We start from the raw sequence: 24,311 nt of genomic DNA, 5'->3' as shown, positions 1-24,311 counted from the left end.
CTGCCCGCGGCATCGAAAGAGAAGCTGAAGCTTGAGAGATCAAGAAGAGGCGTTGGAACCACCAGAGGTTGGTTGCCAGGGCAGCGCTTTGAGCGCCGCCCCGCCCTTTGTTGTAACGGTCAGTGCAACTTCCCTACTTCCCGTGATACGGCAATCGGGCTCGCGTACTCCTGATCGGGAATCTGTTCCAGGGCCTGCATCACGTTATCGTCAGCCCCCTCGCTTTTCGCTTTCTGCAGGATGTCTTCCTTGCCGGTCGGATAATCGAGCCCGCCAAGGAATTTCTGAACCTCGATTGGGTTCGGGGTTTGGCTCTTTTCGGGCATTGCAGTCTCCTTCAAATGGGAAGACACGGATGAGCAAGGTACGTACCCTGAGGAGGGCTCCTTAGCACTCGCAATCTTGCCGGCCTGCTCCGGCGCACTCGGTCGCTTCCAGCAAGGAATCGGCAATCAAAACCCAAAGAATCCCTGCCATTAACCCACAAACCAGATCTAACGTTAGCAATAGGGTCTTCTTTGGAGATACCGGCTTAGCGGAGATGAACACGTCTTCGACGATTCTGGCAGGCTGAGTAGCGGGGCATCAACGATGTCTCTAGAGCAGCAATGACTTGACGCTGGGCAAAAATGTCAGACTCTTTCTGCGGTCGAACAGACGTGAGCAGAGACAGCTGAGTAAAGCGGTCATCCCTCACGGAGGCCGCGGCAATGGCTTTTCCCAATTGCTGCATTGAATCGCCCCGGGAGCCGTAGACGCTCCGAAGCCTTAAGCTTGGGTAAAAGGAGAAGTCATGAGCAGCAAGCGTTATCCGGAAGAATTCAAGCTCGAAGCAGTCAATCAGGTGAAGGATCGCGGCCATCCTGCTGCGAGATAGCCAGTCGGCTGGGCGTCCCGTTGCCGACGCTGTACGAGTTGCTAAAGCGCTATAGCGTGCCAGAAGCCGAACGAAGTGAGCTGCATGCAACGCAAAGCCGCGGAGATTTGGCGACGCGAGACCAACTTGAAGCGGGTCAGCGAGGAACGCGACATCCTAAAAAGGGCCGTAGCATACTTTGCCAAAGAGTCTCGGTAAGGCACGCCTTCATTCAAGCGCACGAAACGCAGTACCCGGTATGCCGACTCTGCCACGTAATGGCCGTGCATCCTAGCGATTATTACGCCAGGAAAGCGGAACCGGCATCACCTCGGCAGCGGAATGATCGACGGCTACTGGGGTTAATCAGGCGATCCTGGCTCGAAAGCGGCGTTTATGGCTATCGCAAAATTGCCCATGACCTGCGTCGTCTGGGCGAATTGTGCGGCAAGCACCGGTTTATCGCCTGATGGAACAGGAAGGCCTACGGGCGCAGGTGGGTTATCGGCGCCGGGGCGGCCATTATGGCAAGCCGGCAGTCGTGGCCGAGAATCAGTTGGAGCAGAACTTTGATGTCGAAGCCCCGAATCAGGTTTGGGTGACTGACATCACTTATATCCTGACCCATGAAGGTTGGCTGTATCTGGCTGTTGTTCGGGGCCTGTTCTGGCGCCAAGTGATCGGTTGGTCGATGCGCTCAAGGATGGATGCCGAATTGGCGATTAATGCCTTGTTGATGGCGGTGTAGCGGCGAAATCCCAAGGCGCTCGTGATCGTCCATTCAAACCAAGGGTGCCAGTACAGCAGCCAGACTGGCGAGCCTTCCTGAACACACAGGTTTGGTGGCCAGCATGAGCCGGCTGAGGGCACTGCTACGACAACGCCGTCGCAGAAAGCTTCTTCCGACCGAGAAGAAGCTCATCGCGGCATCTTCGATTACATCGAGATGTTCTACAGCCCGAAACGTCGCCATGGCTATGTAAGTGACGTTTCTCCGGTAGAGTTCGAAAACCAGTATTTCAACCGGCTGAATAGTGTCTAGCAAAGCCGGGGCGATTCAGACGCTACTCGCAACGAAAGCTAAATTTTGCTGCATGCCAACAATGCTTTTACAACCACGAATGCCTGGTATGTCAATTGTCTTTATTTTCCCAACCCATAAACACGCTCTTTATAAACCAAAAACATATATGAGACTATTAACCACAAAGTAAAATTTAACAAAGCTCCTCCGGCCAACCCATCATGAAACATCGACATACCGAATATAGGCATTGAGGCCCCTAATAGAACCAATTTTTCATATAAAAACAAGCCGTTCTTTGTAAAAATCAATGTGACGAAAATAAATCCGACTAGTGCAAGATACCCGAGTATGCTAGGTATACCGGCTAGTAAAGATATATGGAGCATAAAGTTCGGCGGCGTGTAAAAATCATGCGTCTGACCATTCAGGTAGGTTTGGGAACGTACCCTTTGACCTGTACCCAAAACAGGCGAGTCAGCCAAGATTTTCAAATCGGCTTTCAATAACTCAACGCGGTAAACGCTGCTCCTCGCCGCGCTACTGCTCCCGTGATACATCAGATCGGTAACACTGACATGTTTATCAAGATCATCCGCTCCCATTCCGAATTTTTTTGCGAGTTCTTCAGTGTTGTACCTTTTCCCTCCCTCAATCCGGCTGACTACGTCAATTATGAAAGGGTTTCCTCGAAAGAACTCTAGAAAGAGATAATTCTGATTTGGACAAGTCATTGATATGCACACCAAGGATATCGCCGCCACCAGCAATGACAAAATTTGAAGTCTTATAATCCTTATACCATTCCTATATATAAAAACAAAAGGCAGCAAGATGAAAAGAACCATAATTGGCGTTGCTTGAGATCGGCTTCCGCTTGCAGCAGCAGAAATTAAGGCAGAAGCCAGAATAAATACGGTTTTTGCCAATTTGCTTTTTGTAAAACCCTCCCCGGAAACAAAAAAAAGACACATGACCATCAACGCACCAAGGATCGTCAGATCGTCTTCAAAGATGATGAGCCTACCCCATCTGAACGATTCATACTGATGCAAATCAAATAGATAAGCATTATAAACAACGACACTGAGCACCGACAAAGAATATAATACAGCGATGCAAAAAAATCCGCTGACAAGCTCTTCCTTTTTTAGAATGCGGGCATCTATTAGAAAAAAAAGCACCATACACCCGTAAATATTTCTGAATACGCCGATAAATTCATATACAGACCTATTGTTGAGAAGGACGTGGTACCCAGCAATCACGATAAAAACAGCGCTCGCAATAAGCGTCAAAAGAAATATTTTTCTGCTTGTTTCTGTAAAGACATATTGCTTTTTGTATACCAGACGCAACACGAAACAAAGGCCGAGAAGAATAAATAATTCGCTAAATCCAACATGGCCCGTATTTTGTGAAGCAGGTATCTCAACTCCGAATTTGATATTGCATAAAAGCACAATAAGAGAAATAAACAAGCCGTTTACTCTGCTTTGTTCGTAGAGTTTTCTAATAGATAAAAGCGTGACAATTTGCGCTGACATAAATTTCGCACCTATAAACAGCTGCCTACATATTAATTAACTATATGACGCAGAATCTCCCTTAAGAGAAGGCTCTACTTCTGACCGCACCTTATTAAGCAGAAGAGATTGCCTGGAGATTACCAGTTCTTTTCAACCACGCAATCAACAAGTGGAGTATATCCTCATAAACTTATCAACCGATTGCTCTACTTAGCCACTCCGTCACTCTGTATTGTTGGGTAACGATCAGAAGCAGAGTGGGTTAAAAGAGCTGATTTCTGTTTCAGGGTAATGCCACCGAGCGCCATGTTGGGGCGTTTGTGGTTGTAGGTCCACATCCAGTTGGTCGCATAGTTCTGGACCTCCTCGATTGACTCAAACAGGTAGTGGCTGAGCCAGTCGTAGCGGATAGTGCGGTTGTAGCGTTCGATATGGGTATTCTGTTGCGGATTGCCGGGCTTCATGTGCTCGAGCCGGATACCTCGGTTCGGCCTAGGTGATGAATGTGCCGCTGGGCATTTGGAGTTCATCGTGCACTTTTACGAGTCCTGCAACGAGAAGTTGTGCTCTTCTTTTTTTTGCCGCCAGACCTCCTTCATTCGCTTCTACACGGACCTCAATCAGATTATATGGGCCAAAACCTGACGTCGCCTTCTGCCGTTGGATTGTTACTGGGTAGAAAATCCCGTCCGCGGAATCGCGAAGATCGCGTGACTACTCCTCATCCGCTCCCATAGCGGCAGCACGAAACTGAAAAGGGGTGTCTTCATGCGTTCCACCGCTTGTGCGCCTGACCAAGGGCCATGCATGTATGCTTAGCCGGCAACAGACTTATTGCAATGCCTACGGTTGCGCCGCCTTCCTGTCGCTGCCCAAATTCGCTTCTAGCCGAGAGAAAGTTTCTTCCAAAGTTCAAAAAAACCGAACTCGTTTTCTGCAAAGTTGGTAGCGTTCATTTTCTCCTATCTTCAATCTAGTGCAAACATTCCAAAGTCTTCGTGGAACTGTTGCTCAACGATAGCCGAGCCAACTCACCGTCGCCATGGGTTGCCGGGGCATATTCCTTTACCAATAAACGCAACAATGCGAGAACTCCTTCGTAATCAAAGGACTCGCTTGCGACATCGAGCACGGCGAGCTTTTCTTTCAGGAAGTCCCACGGCATCTCATTCTCGTAAGCCCTCATGATCAGAGGATGAGCAGTGCCCTCTACATTCTCTCCGATCAGCAATTCCTCGTATAGTTTCTCACCGGGTCGCAACCCGACTATCTCGATAGCAATATCGCCTTCTGGGTTGCTCTCGTCACGCACACTCAATCCACTTAGGTGTACCATCCGTCGCGCCAAGTCGATTATCTTCACCGGCTGCCCCATATCGAGAACGTACACTTCCCCGCCACGTCCCATTGCACCTGCCTGAATGACGAGTTGCGCAGCCTCCGGGATGGTCATGAAGTACCGATTAATGTCCGGGTGAGTAAGAGTAATTGGACCGCCCGCTTTAATTTGCTTGCGGAAAAGTGGCACGACGGAACCCGAGGAACCGAGCACGTTTCCGAAACGGACCATGCAGAAACATGTCTTTCCCCCTCGCTTTGCAAGCGCCTGCAAAACAAGTTCAGACAGTCGCTTACTAGCCCCCATGACGTTTGTCGGTCGCACAGCCTTATCGGTAGAAATTAACACGAACGTTTCTACGCCAGCGGACAGAGCCGCCTCCGCCATCCGCCTCGTGCCCAGGACATTATTGCGAACGCCCTCGATTGGATTGTGCTCTACAAGCGGAACGTGTTTGTAAGCAGCGGCGTGATATACGGTCTGAACACCAAAGCTTCGCATCACTCGTTCATTGCGATGCAGGTGAACAACCGATCCCAACAGAGGAATAATTTCAACGCCAGCACACAACCGATCGTTCAGTAGAGACAGTTCCTGCTCAATCGAATAAAGGGCAAACTCCGAAAGCTCCATCAGCACCAGTTTAGTTGGCTGTAGAGCCAATATTTGGCGAGAGAGTTCAGAGCCGATCGATCCTCCCGCTCCCGAAACAAGGACGACCTTCCCTTTTATGCATTTGCTGAGCAGTTGCGGATCCGGAGCTACGGAATCGCGCCCAAGCAAATCTTCGATCTCGACCTCACGCACACTCGTCGGCTCAGCCCTGCCGGCCACTATATCTGCCATTCCGGGGACGAGTTTCACTCTGCAGCGAAGGCTCTGAAGCTTGTTGATGATTTCAGCGCGTCGGGCACGACTTGCAGAAGGGATAGCAAGGAGAACCTCGTCGAACGCTTTGGACGTAAGCATTGAAGGGAGCTCTGCCGGATCATAAACTCGGAGGCCCGCCACCTCTATCTTCTGGCGGGCCCCGTTATCGTCATAAAAGGCAACCGGAAAATACTCGCGGCCGGCACGTAGGGCGTATGCCAACTGAGTTCCAGCACGCCCAGCGCCATAGATGGCAACACGAACCCGCTTGTCTTGCTTACGCTCAGCTCGAAGGAAATAGCTACGGGCCAAAAAGCGCGTAGCCCCGACATATAAGATGGCTAGTAGCCAGTAAATTGCTAACACACCGCGGGAAGTCCCTTGGGCGTGCAAAAAGGTGATCGCAGCCGCTAAAAGCACCACAGACAGAGTTACGCCACCAGCGACAACAAACACCACCCTGTCTTCCATAAAACGGATCACCGCACGATACAGTCCTAAGCGCGCGAATATTGGAATAGCAAGCAAAGGAGCAGCCAGCATTTGCCATCTGTATGCTGCGAAGCCCTCTATCCACCAAGATTCAAACCGCAGAGCCAAAGCAGACCAAAAGGCAAAATACAGTAGGGCGAAATCGACAGCAGCAGCAATAAATTGCTTTTGGCGGCGCGGCCTAGATAGGAGGATGTTGAGCATTCTTTTTCTCAATCAAGTTTTTAGTAGACCTCTGTTTCATCAATCCCCCACACCAGGAACCGGCTTCATCGGTGGGCAATTTCTACCACGGGCACTTACAAATTTATCCTTCGATCAATGCGAGACTCCATCACGCCTCATAACCTTGATAAAGGTCAACCAGAGGATGTGAATGTCGAAAAGAATCGACTGACGATCCATGTACTCAGCGTCAAGCGCCACTTTCTCAGGGATCGGTAGTTCATCCCTGCCATTCACTTGTGCCCAACCCGTCAGTCCTGGAACCAAATCGTGAACACCGTACTGTGTCCGTAACGCAACAAGGTCATCTTGGTTGAATAGCGCAGGGCGGGGACCGACGAAACTCATGTCTCCCTTAACGATGCTCCATAATTGCGGCAACTCGTCGAGGCTCGATTTGCGCAGAAACGAGCCAATCGGTGTGAGGTATGCATTTGGGTCGCACAGCAAATGTGTTGCAACAGCCGGTGTCCCCAAACGCATGCTGCGAAACTTGGGCATTTCAAAAATGGCGTTGCCCCGACCTACTCTTCTAGACCAATAGAGAATCGGCCCTTTCGACGTGAAGCGAACGAGAATCGCCACGAGCAGAAGTGGTAAGGCCAGAACTACTGCGGCACAAATCCCGAAGAATAAGTCAAACAACCTTTTCATAAGGCGCTAGTCAAAGTAAGACCTCTATTTTTGCGAACGCAACCAGTACTGTGCGGTTCGGTGCAGCTCTTGATCGACGCTCACGGGCGGTGACCAACCGAGGACTTTTTTCGTGAACGAAATATCGACCTGCAACGACCCGCACAAGCGGCTTGCAACTCCCGGTCGGCCGAGAAAAGCGCCTCCCCATTTCAAGAGACCCGGCGGGAATGGAATCAGCTTCGCAGGCATCCCTAATGCCATCCCGATGCGCTGGAGCAACGCCGCCGTCGATAGATCTTCGCCATCGGAAACAAGGAATGTTCGATTAGCCGCGGCGGGGTGGTCAATACAGGTCACAAGCAGGTCAACAAGATTAGCCATCCCCACAAAGCTGCGGCGATTGTCAGTAATGGCGCCGAGCGGCAGAGGCCACCCACGTGAAAGCCACCGCATTATTGATCGAAAATTCGCTTTTACGCCTGGGCCATAGACTAAAGGAGGACGAACGATGACGATTTCCATGCCAGATTTAGACGCGATAGCGCGGAGACCCTGCTCAGCCTCCATCTTCGATAGTCCATAAGGGTCAACCGGCGCTGGGCTATGTTCCGCAGAAAATGATTGGCCCGCCTGCGTTTCCTCACCGTTCACCTTTATTGAGCTCACGAAGACAAATCGGTCAACTCCAAGGCTAGCCGCCTGGTTAGCTAGCCGTAAGGTGCCCTCAACGTTTACTCGCCGGAACTCCATAAGTGGGTCCGTAGATTTGTCTTTCATCACATGAACACGCGCTGCACAATGGATGACTGTTTTCACTCCGACAAGTGCATCTCTCCATTCTTCATCCGGAAGCAACAGTTTCTGGCTCACATCCACCCCATCGGGTATGTCCGTCGCTCCTCCGCGCCGGACGCAAGCGCGCACTTGACGGCTGCTGCTCAATGAAGCGCACACAGCCTTGCCGACGAAACCAGCAGCTCCAGTCACCAAGATCATCTTGCCCCTGCCCTCCGGTCCTTGTTTGCCATTTCGGCAAACCAGTGCTCCAACCTGGTTATGAGAGTCTCTCGGTCGAACTCTGTCCTGCTTAACGCAAGCCCGCGCGCCCCCATCTTCTTGCGCGCATCTACCGGCATCTCCGCTAACTGGATTACGGCCGCCGCCAGCGCATTACCATCTCCGGCTCGACACGACAGTCCTGCTCCTGAACTGCTTATGATTTGCGCGCCTTCGCCATTTAGCATCGCAAGAATGGGAAGACCCGATGCCAAATAGGACTGCAATTTGCCAGGAATCGTCATCGCAAAGATCGGCGATTCCTTCAAGGAGACTAAAAGTGCATCGGCATGTTTGTAAAAGGAAGGCATCCGTTCAATAGGATATCTTCCCAGCAACAAGAAAGACTGACCTAGCCGCCGTTTATCGACTTCAGAACGGACCCATTCGGTTGCACGCCCATCGCCGACCACCAGCCAGCGGATATTTTTTTTGTCCTTCAGAATCTCCGCTGCATCAAGGATCGCCGGGAAATCCTGAGCATCCCCCATGTTTCCGGCAAACATGACGTTGAAAAAGCCCTCTCCAGCAGGAACCTCGCGCGCGGGTGCAACAATGGAGAAGTCGAATACCGAATCGGACCAACTCGGAAAATACTCTACTCTTACGTCGCCACGACAATATTTACGGATTTGCGGAATGAAGCTTCTGGACTGTGCTAGGACGAGGTCGCAGCGATTGTAGATAAATGACACCAAGCCCCCGACCAACTTTAGGATAGCGGAGGAACGAACCGCCCCGATGGCTTCCAGCGTTTCCGGCCACAGATCAAGCACCCAGAACACTAACGGAACGCGCTTAAGGTGTCGCAATAAAACTGCAGGAATCCCGACGGTAATAGGCGATGGCTCGAAAACGAAAATCGCGTCAAAAGCCATGCCTCGAAGGCGCAAGGCTCCCACGAGGCTCGCACTCAAAGTAAAGCTCAAGTAATTCAGCAAGAGTCTAAGCGCCCCGCTTCCACGCGGCAGCAGTGGTACCCGCACGACATCCGCCGCTCCAAATTTGCCGTAGTCACTGCGGTGACTTCTAAACTCCGGGAACACTTTACCCGACGGATAGTTGGGGCACCCCGTCAGGATGGTGACGTCATGCCCGCGGTCGCACAAGGCCGCCACGAGATCATTGATTCGGAAATTTTCTGGCCAGAAATACTGGCTGACGACAAGTATTCTCACAGCATCGCCGAATCAATAGCGCTTCCAGACCACCCTGCCCACATAATCTGTATAGCTATGGATCAGTCGCACCACCTTTTCAGCCACATTCGGCATGCAGTAATCCCCAACGAGGCGCATACTGCGCTCATCTCCACGCGGTTGCGACTCTAGGATCTGAAGCGCCTGCATGACCCGAACTTCCTCTAACCCCACCATCATCACTGCTGCTTCTTCCATACCTTCGGGTCGTTCATGGGCTTCCCGGAGGTTAAGTGCCGGAAAATTTAGGATGGAAGATTCTTCGGTAATCGTCCCGCTGTCCGAAAGTACAGCCTTCGCCGTCATCTGTAACTTGTTGTAGTCCTTGAAGCCAAGTGGCTTGAGAAGGCGCACCAACGGATGGAATTTCACACCCATGGAATCAACCCGTTTCTGCGTCCGCGGATGGGTGGAGACGATGACGGGGTAGCCGTGAAGCGCGGCGACGCGGTTCAAGACGTTCACCAGTTTGAGGAAATTTTTGTCCGAATCAACATTTTCTTCACGGTGCGCGCTCACCACAAAGAACTTTCCCGCATCCAGTGCAAGGTGCGCCAGAATATCAGACTGCTCGATCTCCTCTCGGTAATGGTTGAGGACCTCGAACATCGGGCTACCGGTCTTGATTACCATATCTGGTGGCAATCCCTCGCGAAGGAGGTATTCGCGCGCGATCGTGCTGTAGGTTAGGTTGATGTCTGCTGTGTGATCTACGATGCGCCGATTGATTTCCTCCGGCACGCGCATGTCGAAACATCGGTTACCCGCTTCCATGTGGAAAGTCGGAATCTTGCGTCGCTTGGCGGGAATCACCGCCATGCAGCTATTGGTATCCCCCAACACCAGCATGGCGTCCGGCTTTTCTGCCGCTAGAACCTCATCGACCGCAATGATTACCTTGCCGATCGTTTCCGCGCCGCTTGCGCCAGCTGCATTGAGGAAGTGATCCGGTTTACGGATGCCAAGGTCATCAAAGAAGATTTGATTCAGCTCGTAGTCGTAGTTCTGACCGGTATGAATCAGCACATGGTCGCAATGCTCATCGAGTTTGGCCATCACGCGCGAGAGTCTGATGATTTCCGGCCGAGTACCGACGACGGTGGCGACTTTCATTTTTCTCATGTCAAACCTTGCTGGCGATCGTATCGGGGCGATTGCGGTCGAAAATCTCGTTCGCCCAAAGCATGACGACCATTTCGCCATCGCCGACATTCGTAATATCGTGCGTCCATCCGGGAACAGTCTCAACCACCTGCGGCTTGTCGCTGGAGGTGAACACCTCGTAGCGCTCATTGGTCACGATATGGCGGAAACCAAATCGCGCAGCGCCCTTGATTACCAAGAACTTCTCGGTCTTGGTATGGTGGTAATGCCCTCCCCGGGTAATGCCAGGGCGCGCAGTAAAAAATGAGAACTGCCCGCTGTCTTGAGTCTTAAGCATCTCGACAAACACACCGCGATCATCACCATGACGCGGGAGGTGATAAGTAAATTTGTCTGGCGGCAGATAACTCACGTATGTCGCATACAGGGCACGAACCAGGCCGGTACCGACGCGCTCGGATACAAGGGAGTCCCTGCAGTTCTTGAATGCCTCAATCTGCGCCGCCAGTTCGCCGAGGTCAATGCTGTAGACGGGCTCAACCCGCCCCTGCCGAACGCCGGGTGCCACCTTACCTAATGAGGAAATGAACTCAGCGATGACGTCATCGACATAGACGAGACTCAGTTGCGCCGCCCGATCGTTGATCTGAATCGGCAGATCGTTGGCGATGTTATGGCAGAACGTTGCCACAACCGAGTTGTAGTTCGGGCGGCTCCATTTACCAAACACATTCGGCAGGCGATAGATGGCCACCGGATTTCCGGTCCTTCTGGCCAGTTCTTCCACGACTTCCTCTGCCGCACGCTTGCTTTCGCCATACGGGTTGGCTCGTTCAGCCTGGATCGAAGAAGATAGAATCAAGGGAATGTTTCGGCCAGTCGAGGAAATGAACTCGCAAAGCCGTGCCGTCAAATCCGCGTTTCCCTCGGCAAACTCCTTGATATTTGCGGGCCGATTAACTCCCGCCAGGTGCACTACCGAGTCTGCATGCTCCACCCTCTCCCGGAGGTCCGATAGGGAATCCTCCTTATCAAAGCCAATAACCTCATAACCCTCAAGCTCCCCGAGACGAACGGCAAGGTTCTTCCCAATAAAACCATTTGAACCGGTAATCAGAACGCGCATCTTCACTCCTCCAGCGAAGCATTTTCGCCGCGAGCAATCGCACGCATGAAAGAAAGCCGGAGCAATAGCTTCTTCATGTCTTCGACATCCAGGCGATTGGTATTGTGAGAGTTGTAATCTTCCGCGAGAGAAATTTTAGTTTCGCCCTGCTCGACAAACTTGTCATAGTTCAAGTCGCGCAAGTCGGGGGGCACCCGGTAGTACTCGCCCATGTCGTGCGCCGCGACTCGTTCTTCTCTGCTCAACAAAGCCTCATAGAGCTTTTCGCCGTGCCGTGTGCCAATTACGCGAATCTCATGACCGGGCGCCCCAACCAATTGCGTCAGGGCTTGGGCCAGCGTTTCAATCGTCGCCGCCGGCGCCTTCTGGACAAAGATGTCACCAGGGCTGCCATGCTCGAAGGCATACAGCACCAAATCAACTGCATCGTCCAACGTCATCATGAAGCGCGTCATTGATGGATCCGTGATTGTGAGCGGCTTGCCGGCACGAATCTGCTCGATGAACAACGGGATCACCGAACCGCGAGAAGCCATCACGTTGCCGTAACGCGTGCCGCAAATCACCGTGGAATTGCTGCTCCGGGACTTAGCGACCATCACCTTTTCCATCATCGCCTTGGAAATCCCCATGGCGTTGATCGGATACACCGCCTTGTCGGTGCTTAGGCACACCACGCGCTTCACACCAGAGCCAATGGCGGCTTCAAGCACGTTCTCAGTGCCGAGAACGTTGGTTTTTACCGCCTCAAGCGGATGAAATTCGCAGGACGGAACCTGCTTCAATGCGGCAGCATGGTAGATGTAGTCAGCCCCCCGTACCGCACTCAATACCGACTGAAAATCCCGCACGTCGCCGATGTAAAACTTCAGTTTCGGATCGTTGTAGCGCTTACGCATGTCATCCTGCTTCTTCTCGTCACGACTGAAGATGCGTATTTCCCTCAGGTCGGACTGCAAGAAGCGGCGCAGCACGGCATTGCCGAATGACCCGGTTCCCCCGGTAATTAATAAGGTTCTATTTGAGAACATGGAATCTCTCTTATCCACCGCGGACAAATGCGTATTTAGCTCAAAGCACGGCGAATCAAATCGTCGCGCAACGTCTGCGTGGGGTAGTTGATCAGCACAGCTTTGTACACTCCCTTGAAGACAAACAGGCTGCCCGCCGAGGCACCAATCACACCGCAAGCGCGAATCAACGATTCAAGATCATTCAAGGAACCGGCGCCGCCAAGAACGGTGATCGGGATATTAACTGTCTGACGTATTTGCTGAGCCAGCACCAAGTCATATCCCTTCATCTGGCCATCAAGGTCGATGGAGTTGATAACCAGTTCTCCGGCGCCCAGTTTTTCCGCATGGGCAGCAAGTTCGAAAACGCTTTGTTTTGTGTTGTGGCGGGCATTCTTGGTCAGAACGTCGTAATCCTTTCCAAACATCCGCTTCTTGGCATCCAGCACCACGACAACGCTTTGGCAGCCGATCTCTTCCGCAATTTGGGTAATCAATTCCGGGTTTTCCACAGCCGCCGAACTGATGGCGACCTTCTCGACCCCCAAACCAACGATGCGCTTCGCCTGCTCCGGAGTCTTAATGCCGCCTCCATAGCACAGCGGCATCCGGCACTCCGCCGCAATATTTGCGATCATCCGATAATCGGGCTCAACATTGTTGACGGTCGCATCGATATCCAAGACGACTAGCTCGTCTGTTTCCTTTTCGTTGAATATCTTGACGGCGTTGATCGGATCGCCAACATACTTCGGTGTCTTGAAGCCAACCGTCTTGACAAGCCCGCCTTGGTGGACGAGCAGACACGGAATGATTCTTGGGCGCAGCATCTCAAAGCTCCGCAAAATTCTTCAGCAATTGCGCGCCGAAGTGATGACTCTTCTCTGGGTGGAACTGGACGCCATGCACATTACCGGCCGATACGGCACAACCGAAATCAAAGCCATACGATGTGGTAGCCGCGACATGGGAGGGATCATCACATTCAAAAAAGTAAGAATGGAGAAAGTAAAACCGCGCCTCCGCTTCAAGCCCGACAAAGAGGGGCGAACCCGATTTCGGCTGAACGTCGTTCCAACCCATGTGTGGCAACGGCAAGCTGGCGGAACACTGTTCGGAGCGGAACGAACGCACCCGACCGCGAACCCAGCCCAGGCCCGAAAGTCTTCCTTCCTCGCTGGTAGCCGCCAATATCTGCATTCCCACGCAGATGCCGAGCACTGGCACCCCGTCATCCCGCACCTGCGCTTCCAGCGTAGGACGCATTCCGGATCGATCAAGCAACTGCATCGCGTGGTCGAACGCCCCAACCCCGGGGAGGATAAGCTTGGTTGCTCCCTCCAGATCAACGGCAGACTGAGCGCGCACCGCCTCCACACCCAAGCGCTTGAACATCGTCAGGAAGGCCTGAATATTCCCCAGCCCGTAATCAACGATATGAATCATCGGAACAGCCTTCTCTCCAGACCCAGCCGCCGCATCACGTTCGCGCCGACTCCGATGGCCCAGCGCTTGTTCTTATAGTCACGGTAAGTCTTGTTCTCACCTTCAAAAATCTGTTGCAACTCGTCCACCGTCAGGTTGAGCTTGTTCGCAACATATTCAAATTCTTGCTTCAGGAAGTGCTCGTCCATCTCTGGGCGTGAAATGCGATCCAACGCCTCGTCACGTGTCATTTGCCCGGTCATGATCAGGCTGGAAAAATGTGCCCGGCGCTTGTGAAATCCGAACTTGCGTGGCATCCAGTAGTCTTCGTAGAAGCGAGTAAAGCGCGACTCATGATGCTTATGCTGGAATTTCTGCCAACCAAACCGGCTCTCCAGTTCGGCTTCGGCATCCTTCTTGACATAGGGGACCAGATTCAATGGCTTGACAATCTCCATGCCAAACACGCGCTGATATAGAATTTTGTAAACGAAGATATCGACCAAAGGAAAGGTATCCAGAGGGCGCTTGCCAAACCGGAAATGGATATCCCGAAACAAAGTTTTGTCGATCCCCGGATAACCGCCCCATTCTTCCGGTTCACGACAGCATTCCGTAGAAAAATTCGACCCGGTAATCACATGCTTGATCTTGTACTTTCGCGCAAACCGGTACAGGGCCGAGAAGAACGCACCATCCTGAGGGAGGTCTTGATCCGGGATCTGGGAACGCAGGAACGCCACCTGCAGGTCCTTCATCTCTTCCCAGTTGATAACCTCGGTATAGAGGTTGAGGTTTAGTCCGTCGATAAGCTTCTCGATGTTTCCCACCGCCTGATCGGTGTTCCATCCGGCGTCGACGTGAAACAGCAAGGGGCGCAACCCCATCTTCTCCTTCGTCACATAGGCCGCGTAGGAACTATCCAAACCGCCACTCAAACCGATGATGCAATCAAAGTCTTTACCGCGGCCCAGTTGACGAATCTTGTCGGCGAGTTCGGCCAGTGCCCGCGCTCCACGCTCATCGGTATGCCAGTTCGGCCGTATCTCCGCATCGAAATTGGCACAGTAGTCGCACACCCCAACGTCGTCGAAGCGAATGTTGGGGTCACTGGTGTCCATAATGCATCTCGTACAGACCCGGTATGAATTGCCTTGTTGCATCATGCCCCCTCGTTGGGCTGTTGAATATGGCTCTCACCTTCGTCAGAGCAACAAATGGCCGCCAAGAATTCTTCGACATTGGTGAAATGCCGGCCCAACTCTGCAAGCCGGTGGTCAGGGAAATTCCACCACTGGGATTTTTCCAATGCCCGAACGACGAGTGCAGGAAATCTGTATCGGATAATCTTCGCTGGATTGCCCGCCACGATAGCGTACGGAGGAACATCTTTGGTAACAACCGCCCCCGCGCCCACAACGGCACCATTACCAATACTTAGGCCACTCAACACAATGGCGGATCGGCCGATCCAGACATCATTCCCGACCAGGATATCTGCCGGAGGCGGCAGCACATGCTCCGCAAACTTCGTCTTGATGCTATCCCGCCCGGAGTAGAAGGCCGGGGACATTCCGACCCACTCCATGGGGTGTCGCGCACCACCTAAAACGACTCCGTTGGCAATCGAGGTAAAAGCGCCTATTTTCGTTCGGTAGATTTCGCAATCGTAGCCGCAGAAACTATGCCGCCCCATTTCCGAGTCGATAAACGCGGCCCCGGCTTCCACTTTTGCCGTTGAATGGACAATGGATCCGCGTATTGATGCCAAACAGCTTTTTTTAATGAGTTTTGATAGCAGATAACGAAACATCTGGACTCCTCACGCAACTCTTTGATGAATTGGCGCATGCCTCAAGAACAATAAAAAATACAGAAAATAAAAAAACCAGAGCTGTTGGAAAAAATAAGGGTTCAGTAATCGCGCGCACCAAAGCAAGCAAGACCAAAACTCCGACCACGATCCGACTGAAGACTTCTCTGCGTGAGAGGAAAATCATCGCTGGTGAAATCAACACTAGCAGTACACCTGGGAGCCCAAAGAAAGAATGAGGACGTATACGTATGTATGAGTTGTGAGGATTGCCACCGTAAAATTCATCAATCGCAGTGCCGGCATAATCCGCTCCGACTAAGATAGAGAATACATCCAACCTAGCCAGGTAGTCGCGCACCATGTGCGCCCTTGGTGGATCCATAGGCCCCCATGCCCATTTAGTTTGGCTAAACCACGTAACCAGACTTTGAGTCTCAAGCAAAACGTAGGCCACACCGAGCAAGGCGGTTCCTGCTATAGCGAACAAGTAGCGCACGTCAACACCACCCCGTCGATCAAGCAGCAACGCGCGAACATGGACAGCGCCACTTACCAGCACGATCAAAAGGGCAACAGTGATGGAGCCGCAACCGACCCCTGCAACGACCACCAGAAACGTCGCTGTTGCAGAGAGCAATGGCAGTCTCTTTCGTTCAAGAAAAACGACGACCGAAAAAGCAATCTGCGGAATAATCAGATAGGAAGGCAACCCGTTAGTACTCGAACCCGGTATCAAATTACCCAACAGCTCCGGTTGCCCCCAATACACAACCAGAGCACTGACGATACCGCCCACAGAGAGCCAGAAGGTCAGTTCAAGACAACGCCAGACATGCGTCACCGGGAAAGATGCAAATCGCTGGGCGGCACAAATAGCAAACCCCGTGGGAAAAACGTGAAAAATAGAAGAAAACTGCTGGTCATTCCTGAACGACACGACAAGCATTAGTATCAGCATGACCAGCAGAACACCAACCATTTCATCCCGTCCTAGCAACCAAGTGCGTGGTCGCAAGGACACATAGATCCCTAACAGGCCTGTAGCTGCAAAGAGCGTATCCGGTCGGCGCAAGGCAAACAAGACCAAAAGTATGCTCAGGAATAGACTATCGATCAAAAGCGCCAACGGCATCAGAGAACGGAGCTGAGTGGCGCCCGAGGGTAGGCATCTAGTAGGCTAGTTGGAGTCAGGTTCACTATCTTTATTCCTTTCCTTTTGGCAAACTGGGCAATGAGGTAGTGAAACTCGGTCGTTATCCAATAATATTTAAGAAAAAAGGCCAGATTGTATGGAATAGCGTCAGGGTCTTTTTTGTCATCATAGCAATGACCAAGCCCGCCGGCACCACAAAAGGCATTGTAGTCACACCCAAGTAAATAAATCTCTTTGAATCCCATATAAGCCGCAACAAGAATGCAGTTGCTTACAACATTCATCGTCACATAAATATTCCTTGAGATATCATCTATGATTTTATCTGTAGGATATCTTTTTGCATAGATATACCCCTGGGGGCGGGATAACCCCAGGTTTTTGACAATTCCTGCTGCTCTATAGTCAGCAATAAACGTTGGAGGCGCATCAGCGAACCGCTCCACAACTTCTGCAAAGACTCGACTCAAGTCCTGTCTGTAGCGCTCATCCAGCAGTGCATAGTACGTGGGCACCAAGACGGACGCGATGTCTGCCTTATGGTAGGAATTCACACCAAACAGAACTTCTGTTTTCAACTTTTTCTGTTCCTCTGGAGAGAGCAGGCTAAGTGAAGGCCCCGTTCCGAGGATGAAGCAGCGACCCCCTTTATGAATATCCTTGAACGCGACATTTTTCCTGATCAATCGTCGGGACTTGTAATCCAGTACATACATGATCGTCGAAAAAACGTTGTATGCCCTGTATATCGATTTGTCTAGTTTTTCTTTCAGATCGAATTTGCTCATTTATGCTCCAATTGCCCACAGCGAGTTGTAGACGCCACCCACAAAGGATTTGGATCGCGAGTAGGAGTCAAAAAACACCATTCGCCATATGAACACGGATGCCGATAAAAAGGCCGACCACAGCACAAGAGCCAAGAAGCGAGGAACCCAGATAGTCCCAGACAGTGCTCGAGACGCCACCAAACAGGCGCCTCGTCGCCAAGTAAAGACCTGAGGTGAAGGCGACCAATCCCGCCAGTTGCCCCCACGCGGCACCGAGCTGCGTGAAACGAACATCCACCGCGTGAGCCACCAGGAGCCCGACCCCCAAGGCTACGGTAATCATCAATAGGTAAAGCAAGGTCTTCCTCTTGCCGACCATGCAATTGCCCAGCAGCAGGAAGAAGGGATACAGAGCGATGCCGGGCAATAGCCCAAGCAGCGTGGCCATGTCGAAGTGGTAGCCTGGAAAGACGACCCCGAGCACCTGAATGGCCAATTCGGTCGCAACCAGTGTTCCGGCAAGCACCCACCACACGGTTCTCGCGAGCACATCCTTCATGTATACGAAAGCCTCTTGGTCGTTTTTCCCCAGCCGCCCCAGTAGGCCAACGGAAACCGGAATGAATGCGGAGATCAGTAGCGTCGAAATGGACTGATACGCTGCGCCGACAACGCCATAGTACGCCACAGCTTCCGCTGGGTAAGCCATGCTCGCATACAGACGGCCAAAGTTCAGGAGTTGTGTCCACGCCACGGTGACCACACACAGCTGCAACGCTTCGGGCAGGTGTCTCCTGAGCAGCACCCAGTCCACCCGCCCCATGGGCTGCCACAATACCCGGCCAATCTGTACGATCACCAGCATCGCCGCAACCACTTGGCCGATGAACCACCCCGAGATACCTCCGACCATGGCAAGGGGGATGGCCAGCAAGGAGGTGAGGGAGCGGGCACCGATCGCCCGGCGATACTCGTCGAAACGGCATGCCGCAGTCATTCGGGACACATGGAAAGAAACCCAGTAAAGCCCCACGGGAAGCACAGACAATGCTAGCGCATGCCCCACTTGCTGGAACCTAATCCAATATATGAACGCAATCATCAGCGAAAAAAACACCGCCGCGGCAGAGCCAAACCCTAGTACGGATGCGTCCCAGCACCGAATAGCTTCCTTGTTGCCGCTCATTGCTAAACCTGGGACCACGCGACCATAGACCAAAGACAGGCCCAGGTCAGCGAGCGCTAAGAACCCAAGCAGTACTCCGACGAACACGACCTGAGCATACTCCGCCTTGCCCAGCAGGTTAGGCAATGACAATAGTAGCGCCGCCGCACAACACTGCTGAATAAGATTCGCAAAAAGAGTATGGCGACTGCCTGACAAAATCATACAAGCTTGGCAGACCGCTCTCGGCCACATGCTGAGCAGTTCAGGGGCTCCACACGAAAACCTCGAGGGTTAATAGTTTCGTATATTTTTATCGCATAGTAATGTGAAGGCAGCTCTATTGTTCGATATAGCCAGTAGGATCCATAAAACACCAACGGCATGCAAAGCAGTGAAAGGAAACTACTAACATGAAGCAGCTGCACAAGAATCAAAAAGAGCGGCATATGCAACAGATAGATTGAATAACTCCACTGCCCTATCCATCCAAGCCGACTTTTGTAGGAGGAACAGACCTCTGCTCTAATCCAAAAAGAAACCACGAGGGCGAATCCGTTCATCGTCAGATGATATCCGAATTTCGTGTTCATCGTTGCCCAATAGAGCGTCGACGCAATCGTCGCAACTCCGAACCTCCAGCATATAACTTCCCAGACGGATGATCTGCGGAGTTGATTCTTCTGATCGTATGTAGGTTCTGCCAATTCGCACCCCACCAGCCAACTTGGCAATGCAACTATCCAATTAAGTACCGGCCCATAGATACGGGCGTTACCGTATTGATCGGATCCTATGGCAGCAACTATTGAAAGAGATAGCAGCAGCGCTAGAAAAAACGGCATACGCCACGTACCGCGAAGTTAGTAGGAAAAACGGATAAAAAGTGTAATAAAAAAGCTCGCAGACAATACTCCACCGAATGTATCCATCCCAGAAATTGTAATCTTGCAATTTTAGCCAGAACTATTGCAACTAACGCAGGAATCATTATCCATGTCCAACGGGCAGCCCAGAACGGCAAAATCGGTAGTGGCTTATTGATATACTGGAAATGAATACAAAACCCTGACACAACAAAAACGCGATGACGGCAGGATGGCCGGCAACTCGGGGCCGAGGATATGGGCAAACACAACGGACAGAGCGGCAAGGGCACGGACACTATCAATTCCTTCTACACGCCCAGCCTGAAAACCTGGAGAGAGACTACTTTTGCTTGTCACGTTTCCAGCCATTTCACCACTTCGAATACCTCGGCGTACCGTACACCGATCCGTTGCCCAGCGTTTTCCGCTTCATTGTGAAAAAAATCGATCCAGCGTCGGCCCGTACGTTCCATTTCGGAGACATGCGCTTCGATCGCTCGCTGTTTCGTCCCCCAGTGCTCTGTGATGTCCGTGTAAAAGTGCCCGCGAAAATCCTGGGTCGAGTGATACCAATTGCTGCGGTACATCAGCAACCGCGGCACATGCCGGCAACTGTGCAGGGACGCTCTCGCCACGGCCTGGTGGTCATGATGTATGTCTCCCACCCAGTGGGTGTAGACCAGATCTACCTTCAAGTCCTCGACCAGCTTGAGTATCTTGATGTTCAATGCATCGACGAACTCGACCTCCAGAGTCTTGAAGTCGCCGCAATGCATTTCCCGGACGCCCAGAACCTTCATGGCTTGATCCGCTTCTTGGCGTGCCACCAAACTGTTACGCACGGATTGGTCATACTGATTCGTGAAACCGGAAACGGTGGCGACGAAGACGTAAACTTCATCGCCCTTCCTCACATGACGGGCGAGCGTCCCGCCGCAGCCTAGCTCGACATCGTCGAAATGCGCGCCAATCGCCAGAATCCTCATGGATTGCTCCTTACCAGAGCACGGGTCCCCGCAACACCGCAATTGAATAAAGCATCCAAAACAGAAAGATTGGGCATGAAAGGCCCGAATTGTTGAGGGTAAATTGGGGGCACAAACGATTGCCAGATCAACTCAATGTTTGCTGCGGCAAACTTCTTAGGTTCCGTATAGGCTCGCGCGCCATTGCCGGACAGGTAATGCGAGGCCCCGACCTTCTGCAGCAGGTCGATCAGCAACTCATTTTTCTGCCCCTGTGGCTTAAGCGTGCTGGACAGAACATAGGGAATACGGACATCTAGGAGATCCGCCAGTTCCTCCAGCCAACGCAGATTGAAGTCGGCCATCCGCACAGGAATCGTCCGGTACAAATCCTCGACCACAGGCATGACTTCTGCATACGCCGGTGCTTTGCGGTAGTTCTGTCGCAGCAAAGCCAGGTTGCCCTCCACCCACAGACTGTCCGTCGCGAGTTCAACCTTGTTGATCGGGGTACCAAACGGTGGCTTCTTGATCCCCAATGTTAACCACCGCTCACCCGCATCGGTCTTGATCTTGTCGCGGTGGGTCCAACTGCGGCTGGTGTTGGTAACAAACTGCACGTGGTCCAGTGCGATGAACAGGTCGGCATGCGCAAAGCGGTGGAAAAACCCAAGATAGGGAGCGAAATCCGGCTGGTGTATGACGACCGTGCAGTTCACACTTCCCCCTTGATCAGCGCCACCAAGGCGTCTGCCACGCGATCACGGCCTTGCAAGTCGATCATGTTCATTCCGGCCTCGCTCATCCGTGCGATCGGCAACCGACGATGGAATACGGAAGTGTCCATAGTCCGATGGAAACCTGCAAACACACACCCGCCGAACCGCTCAAGCGCACGCCCCACGGAAACCTCAAACAATTCATTGGCCACCACGATGCATGGCAGCCCACTCGCATTTGCCTCAAATGGGGTCATACCACCACCGGTGATCGCTAGGTCATGCCGCGCCATTTCGTCCGCCAGTGAAGAAACGCCACGACGGTGCACCGTGAACAGGCCGGCCGGCGCCCGAGCCAGCACGGCATCGACCTCAGCCCAATGCTGGAACGACGGCCCTAGAACGATAGACGCACCTTGTCTCTGCGACAGCAACGCCTCCATGATACGTGGCGTCACGCCCCAGGTGTCGCTGCCGCCCAATGTTACCAACCACGCGTCAGCAGCATTACGCAAACGCCTGCGGGTCGCCAATCCTGGATCCAGCATGAGATACTCCACCCCGCTCAAGACGCGCCCACCCAGTAGGCTCGCGGCGTCGTCGAACGCCAGCGCAGCGATGTTCAGATCGGCGAAAGCAGCGCCAGGTCCGCGGTCATCGAACGTCGCCAAACGAACGCCGTGGGACCGCACGCGCTGAGTGTGAAGCGCACCGGTGTCGAGCCTGTCATTCACCCAGACACGCACCTCCGGGTGGGCAAGCAGCCAGGCGCCTTCCCAATGGGCGTTGTCATCTAGGTCGACCACCTCGACCTCATGCCCACGGTCGCGAATTAGGTTAACAGCGTGTGTGTGATCGTTGACGAGGAAATGCGACAGCCATCCACGCTGGCGCAACCCCTCCGCCAGCGTCAATGAGCGGTAGAGGTGACCAAGGCCACGCGCGTGAGAACTTTCTATGCAAATCGCGAACACAGCCGAATCGCTTCTTCAGTTTCAAGTTGACAGTCGGGACGCGCGCCCACTAACCGGCATGCCCTTTGCCAGTCTTCCAGAGTATCCACTGTTAGACGCAATAATGGCGCCACCTTAGCTGCGGGCACCACCAAACGTGCGATCCGGAAGTCCTCAGGGACTTCCTCGATGTACTCATTGACGTGTTCCCTGTGGTTCGGCTTGTGGCCCTGCGCGTGGCTCTTCGCCAAGGCCTCTCGGCTGAAGACTTCCGCTCCGACCCCCAGAGGCATCTGGCCAAAGGAATGGCTGTAGTCGTAGTGTCCGGACAAATGAAGGGCCAGCAGCCGGTCCAGTTCCTCGATGTCCGTAAAGGGGTTATCCGCCGTCAGGCGCACCACATGCTCGAACCCGCACTGTTCGGTACACCGCCAGTAGCGGTCCAGCACATCGCCTTCGCTACCGCGGAAGCATTCCACGCCGCGGCATCGGCACCACGAGGCAATGTCGTCGTCCTGTACCTTGGTTGACGTCGCGACCACGACCCGGACCTCATGGCGCAAACGACCGAGCCGCTCCACCACGTGAGCCAGTAGAGGACGCCCTCCAATGTCCCGCAACACTTTGCCAGGCAGGCGCGTCGACCCCATGCGCGCCTGAATAACGATGCCGATAGTCACGCCAAGTCTTCCCAGGTCAGTACACTGTCCGGATCAAGGTCCCGCGACAGGCGGCGGCCAAACAGGTCGGGAAAAAACTTCGGCGCAATGCCATATCCAGGACGCTTGACCGCGATGTCTCCCGCAGCAATGGCGTCACCGCCCTTCAGCGCCCGCAACAGCACGACACTTTTCCGGTTGTTGCGCCGGGTGGTTGCCTCGCTTGCGGCGGGCTCCTTGACACCACTCCCGCGCATCATCTCGAAAGCCCGAATGGCATCGACCAACCACTTCATTTCCGGGGGATCGGCGGAAAGTATGTGGTCTGGCCCATCGGCGTTCTTGTCCCATGTAAAATGGCGCTCGATGACCCGCGCGCCCATGGCCACCGCGCACAGGGATGCCACCGGCGTCAAGGTGTGGTCCGAGTAGCCAACCTCGATGCCCGGAAAGGTAGCCATGAGCGTCTGCATCGCCGCCAGATTGACATTTTGCGGGTGGGTCGGGTAGCTGGTGATAGCGTGCAGCAGCAGCAACTGTTGGCAACCGGCCTCCAGGATGGCTACCACAGACTCTTTGACTTCTTCCAGTGTGCACATCCCCGTCGAAAGGATCAGCGGCTTTCCGGTCTTCGCGACGTACCGCAAGAACGGGAGGTTAACGGCATCGTCGGAACCAATCTTGTGCGCCCCCACGCCACAGGCCTCGAGTAAATCGACATCGAGTTCGTGGGAGGGGGTCGAGAACCAATCCAGTTGCTTGGTTTCGGCATAACGGAAGACTTCGCGATGCAGATCGGGATCGATCTCGTACTTCTTGAACAGATCGTACTGGGATGCCACGCCAGTGTTCTCCATATCGAAAACCGCCCGCTTGCTGGCTACTGTCTCCGCTCGGTAGGTCTGCAGCTTGACGGCATCGACCCCACAAGCCGCCGCCTCGTCAATCAAGCGCTGGGCTTGATCAAAGGTCGTGAAATTGCCACCGATCTCGGCAATGATATAGCAGCGATCACTACGGTAATTCTTGAACATGGGATCAACTCCGAAACTTCACGACTCGCGCCGACACCCCGACGGCGATGCCATAGTCAGGCGCTTCATTGGTGACAACTGCATTGGCTCCGATGATCGCCTTCTGTTCCTCTAAGGGCTGGTTACTGGAAACACCATGGCTGTGATGACGACTTCACATCAGATCCACGTTGCTACCGGTGCCGACCAGATTTTTTCAGTAACGACATTCCTGCGTCCAACTGAGTCTTCTACGATGAACACCTTTAGGAGCATGCAGTGTCAGTTGGCAAAAGCTGTGATCCTGGATCGTGCAACTGTTGCCGACCTCCAAA

General features: G+C 53.1%; 22 protein-coding genes and 2 pseudogenes. 1 reads left to right on the top strand and 23 read right to left on the bottom strand.

Translation table 11 applies throughout. From position 1 onward, the window contains the following. Nucleotides 1–119: 119 nt before the first annotated feature. Together NZ453_RS08495 and NZ453_RS22175 are read right to left on the bottom strand one after the other, a co-directional pair. Complete coding sequence (locus NZ453_RS08495; RefSeq protein ID WP_263770084.1) at nucleotides 120–326, bottom strand: DUF2795 domain-containing protein; 207 nt, start codon at nucleotides 324–326, stop codon at nucleotides 120–122. Between the two features lie 61 nt (nucleotides 327–387). Then, nucleotides 388–561, bottom strand: coding sequence for a hypothetical protein (locus tag NZ453_RS22175; RefSeq protein ID WP_420851620.1), 174 nt, complete (start codon nucleotides 559–561; stop codon nucleotides 388–390). Between the two features lie 232 nt (nucleotides 562–793). Here NZ453_RS22175 and NZ453_RS08490 point away from each other — a divergent pair. Next, nucleotides 794–1,898 (top strand): annotated as a pseudogene (locus NZ453_RS08490) (IS3 family transposase). Between the two features lie 101 nt (nucleotides 1,899–1,999). On the opposite strand, the gene NZ453_RS08485 reads toward NZ453_RS08490, so the two are convergent. The 21 genes and pseudogenes from NZ453_RS08485 to NZ453_RS08385 form a co-directional block, all read right to left on the bottom strand. Then, entirely contained in the window at nucleotides 2,000–3,427 is a 1,428-nt protein-coding gene (locus NZ453_RS08485) for an O-antigen ligase family protein (RefSeq protein WP_263770083.1), read from the bottom strand. A gap of 188 nt (nucleotides 3,428–3,615) precedes the next feature. Then, nucleotides 3,616–3,891, bottom strand: a pseudogene (locus NZ453_RS08480) (integrase core domain-containing protein); the annotation flags it as partial. Nucleotides 3,892–4,382: 491 nt separating this feature from the next. Next, the gene (locus tag NZ453_RS08475; RefSeq protein ID WP_263770082.1) at nucleotides 4,383–6,314 is read right to left on the bottom strand and encodes a polysaccharide biosynthesis protein; all 1,932 of its coding nucleotides are present in this window, start codon (nucleotides 6,312–6,314) and stop codon (nucleotides 4,383–4,385) included. 114 nt (nucleotides 6,315–6,428) lie between these two features. Further along, nucleotides 6,429–6,989, bottom strand: a complete 561-nt coding sequence (locus NZ453_RS08470) for a sugar transferase (RefSeq protein WP_263770081.1) — start codon at nucleotides 6,987–6,989, stop codon at nucleotides 6,429–6,431. Nucleotides 6,990–7,013: 24 nt separating this feature from the next. Continuing rightward, on the bottom strand, nucleotides 7,014–7,967 hold the full coding sequence (locus tag NZ453_RS08465; RefSeq protein ID WP_263770080.1) for a UDP-glucose 4-epimerase family protein: 954 nt from the start codon (nucleotides 7,965–7,967) through the stop codon (nucleotides 7,014–7,016). Beyond that, nucleotides 7,964–9,205, bottom strand: a complete 1,242-nt coding sequence (locus NZ453_RS22050; RefSeq protein WP_263770079.1) for a glycosyltransferase family 4 protein — start codon at nucleotides 9,203–9,205, stop codon at nucleotides 7,964–7,966. Before NZ453_RS22050 ends, NZ453_RS08465 begins: the two co-directional genes overlap by 4 nt. A 12-nt stretch (nucleotides 9,206–9,217) precedes the next feature. Further along, nucleotides 9,218–10,339 (bottom strand): non-hydrolyzing UDP-N-acetylglucosamine 2-epimerase, encoded by a 1,122-nt coding sequence (wecB, locus tag NZ453_RS08455; protein ID WP_263770078.1) that lies wholly within the window; start codon nucleotides 10,337–10,339, stop codon nucleotides 9,218–9,220. A 10-nt stretch (nucleotides 10,340–10,349) separates the two neighbouring features. Continuing rightward, complete coding sequence (gene wbjC / locus NZ453_RS08450) at nucleotides 10,350–11,456, bottom strand: UDP-2-acetamido-2,6-beta-L-arabino-hexul-4-ose reductase (protein WP_263770077.1); 1,107 nt, start codon at nucleotides 11,454–11,456, stop codon at nucleotides 10,350–10,352. A 2-nt stretch (nucleotides 11,457–11,458) separates the two neighbouring features. Further along, a complete protein-coding gene (locus NZ453_RS08445; protein WP_263770076.1) occupies nucleotides 11,459–12,487 on the bottom strand; it encodes a polysaccharide biosynthesis protein in 1,029 nt (342 codons plus the stop codon). 35 nt (nucleotides 12,488–12,522) lie between these two features. Further along, nucleotides 12,523–13,299: an AglZ/HisF2 family acetamidino modification protein gene (locus tag NZ453_RS08440; RefSeq protein WP_263770075.1), complete on the bottom strand. Its 777-nt coding sequence runs from the start codon at nucleotides 13,297–13,299 to the stop codon at nucleotides 12,523–12,525. A 1-nt stretch (nucleotide 13,300) separates the two neighbouring features. After that, nucleotides 13,301–13,915 carry an imidazole glycerol phosphate synthase subunit HisH gene (hisH, locus tag NZ453_RS08435; RefSeq protein ID WP_263770074.1) on the bottom strand — a complete coding sequence of 205 codons (615 nt, stop codon included), beginning with the start codon at nucleotides 13,913–13,915 and terminating at the stop codon, nucleotides 13,301–13,303. Then, the gene (locus NZ453_RS08430) at nucleotides 13,912–15,057 is read right to left on the bottom strand and encodes an N-acetyl sugar amidotransferase (RefSeq protein ID WP_263770260.1); all 1,146 of its coding nucleotides are present in this window, start codon (nucleotides 15,055–15,057) and stop codon (nucleotides 13,912–13,914) included. Before NZ453_RS08430 ends, hisH begins: the two co-directional genes overlap by 4 nt. Beyond that, nucleotides 15,057–15,707 (bottom strand): CatB-related O-acetyltransferase, encoded by a 651-nt coding sequence (locus tag NZ453_RS08425; protein ID WP_263770073.1) that lies wholly within the window; start codon nucleotides 15,705–15,707, stop codon nucleotides 15,057–15,059. The genes NZ453_RS08430 and NZ453_RS08425 overlap by 1 nt, the downstream gene beginning before the upstream one ends. Continuing rightward, on the bottom strand, nucleotides 15,676–16,689 hold the full coding sequence (locus NZ453_RS08420; RefSeq protein ID WP_263770072.1) for a hypothetical protein: 1,014 nt from the start codon (nucleotides 16,687–16,689) through the stop codon (nucleotides 15,676–15,678). The genes NZ453_RS08425 and NZ453_RS08420 overlap by 32 nt, the downstream gene beginning before the upstream one ends. Nucleotides 16,690–16,841: 152 nt before the next feature. Then, on the bottom strand, nucleotides 16,842–17,651 hold the full coding sequence (locus NZ453_RS08415) for a 6-hydroxymethylpterin diphosphokinase MptE-like protein (protein WP_263770071.1): 810 nt from the start codon (nucleotides 17,649–17,651) through the stop codon (nucleotides 16,842–16,844). A gap of 67 nt (nucleotides 17,652–17,718) precedes the next feature. Then, on the bottom strand, nucleotides 17,719–18,630 hold the full coding sequence (locus tag NZ453_RS08410) for a hypothetical protein (RefSeq protein WP_263770070.1): 912 nt from the start codon (nucleotides 18,628–18,630) through the stop codon (nucleotides 17,719–17,721). A 1,390-nt stretch (nucleotides 18,631–20,020) separates the two neighbouring features. Beyond that, entirely contained in the window at nucleotides 20,021–20,653 is a 633-nt protein-coding gene (locus NZ453_RS08405) for a PIG-L deacetylase family protein (protein WP_263770069.1), read from the bottom strand. Next, nucleotides 20,650–21,351, bottom strand: a complete 702-nt coding sequence (locus NZ453_RS08400) for a WbqC family protein (RefSeq protein WP_263770068.1) — start codon at nucleotides 21,349–21,351, stop codon at nucleotides 20,650–20,652. The genes NZ453_RS08405 and NZ453_RS08400 overlap by 4 nt, the downstream gene beginning before the upstream one ends. After that, entirely contained in the window at nucleotides 21,348–22,157 is an 810-nt protein-coding gene (locus NZ453_RS08395; RefSeq protein WP_263770067.1) for a hypothetical protein, read from the bottom strand. The genes NZ453_RS08400 and NZ453_RS08395 overlap by 4 nt, the downstream gene beginning before the upstream one ends. A 149-nt stretch (nucleotides 22,158–22,306) precedes the next feature. After that, nucleotides 22,307–22,984, bottom strand: a complete 678-nt coding sequence (locus tag NZ453_RS08390; RefSeq protein ID WP_263770066.1) for a cytidylyltransferase domain-containing protein — start codon at nucleotides 22,982–22,984, stop codon at nucleotides 22,307–22,309. Then, complete coding sequence (locus NZ453_RS08385) at nucleotides 22,981–23,997, bottom strand: N-acetylneuraminate synthase family protein (RefSeq protein WP_263770065.1); 1,017 nt, start codon at nucleotides 23,995–23,997, stop codon at nucleotides 22,981–22,983. Before NZ453_RS08385 ends, NZ453_RS08390 begins: the two co-directional genes overlap by 4 nt. Nucleotides 23,998–24,311: the final 314 nt, after the last annotated feature.

The sequence above is a fragment of the Propionivibrio soli genome, assembly GCF_025770765.1.
GTDB lineage: Bacteria > Pseudomonadota > Gammaproteobacteria > Burkholderiales > Rhodocyclaceae > Propionivibrio > Propionivibrio soli.
The sequence above is the reverse complement of the archived record's forward strand: the minus strand, read 5'-3'. Positions and strand labels throughout refer to the sequence as shown.

Bases quoted from the DNA above. Each gene is read 5' to 3' on its own strand.
- hisH (WP_263770074.1), bottom strand. From the start codon at position 13,915: ATGATTCATATCGTTGATTACGGGCTGGGGAATATTCAGGCCTTCCTG.
- wbjC (WP_263770077.1), bottom strand. From the start codon at position 11,456: ATGCGCGTTCTGATTACCGGTTCAAATGGTTTTATTGGGAAGAACCTT.
- NZ453_RS08465 (WP_263770080.1), bottom strand. From the start codon at position 7,967: ATGATCTTGGTGACTGGAGCTGCTGGTTTCGTCGGCAAGGCTGTGTGC.
- NZ453_RS08430 (WP_263770260.1), bottom strand. From the start codon at position 15,057: ATGCAACAAGGCAATTCATACCGGGTCTGTACGAGATGCATTATGGAC.
- NZ453_RS08425 (WP_263770073.1), bottom strand. From the start codon at position 15,707: ATGTTTCGTTATCTGCTATCAAAACTCATTAAAAAAAGCTGTTTGGCA.
- NZ453_RS08475 (WP_263770082.1), bottom strand. From the start codon at position 6,314: ATGCTCAACATCCTCCTATCTAGGCCGCGCCGCCAAAAGCAATTTATT.
- NZ453_RS08445 (WP_263770076.1), bottom strand. From the start codon at position 12,487: ATGTTCTCAAATAGAACCTTATTAATTACCGGGGGAACCGGGTCATTC.
- NZ453_RS08440 (WP_263770075.1), bottom strand. From the start codon at position 13,299: ATGCTGCGCCCAAGAATCATTCCGTGTCTGCTCGTCCACCAAGGCGGG.
- NZ453_RS08405 (WP_263770069.1), bottom strand. From the start codon at position 20,653: ATGAGGATTCTGGCGATTGGCGCGCATTTCGACGATGTCGAGCTAGGC.
- NZ453_RS08470 (WP_263770081.1), bottom strand. From the start codon at position 6,989: ATGAAAAGGTTGTTTGACTTATTCTTCGGGATTTGTGCCGCAGTAGTT.
- NZ453_RS08485 (WP_263770083.1), bottom strand. From the start codon at position 3,427: ATGTCAGCGCAAATTGTCACGCTTTTATCTATTAGAAAACTCTACGAA.
- NZ453_RS08410 (WP_263770070.1), bottom strand. From the start codon at position 18,630: ATGACTGCGGCATGCCGTTTCGACGAGTATCGCCGGGCGATCGGTGCC.
- NZ453_RS08420 (WP_263770072.1), bottom strand. From the start codon at position 16,689: ATGGTTGGTGTTCTGCTGGTCATGCTGATACTAATGCTTGTCGTGTCG.
- NZ453_RS08415 (WP_263770071.1), bottom strand. From the start codon at position 17,651: ATGAGCAAATTCGATCTGAAAGAAAAACTAGACAAATCGATATACAGG.
- NZ453_RS08495 (WP_263770084.1), bottom strand. From the start codon at position 326: ATGCCCGAAAAGAGCCAAACCCCGAACCCAATCGAGGTTCAGAAATTC.
- NZ453_RS08385 (WP_263770065.1), bottom strand. From the start codon at position 23,997: ATGTTCAAGAATTACCGTAGTGATCGCTGCTATATCATTGCCGAGATC.
- wecB (WP_263770078.1), bottom strand. From the start codon at position 10,339: ATGAAAGTCGCCACCGTCGTCGGTACTCGGCCGGAAATCATCAGACTC.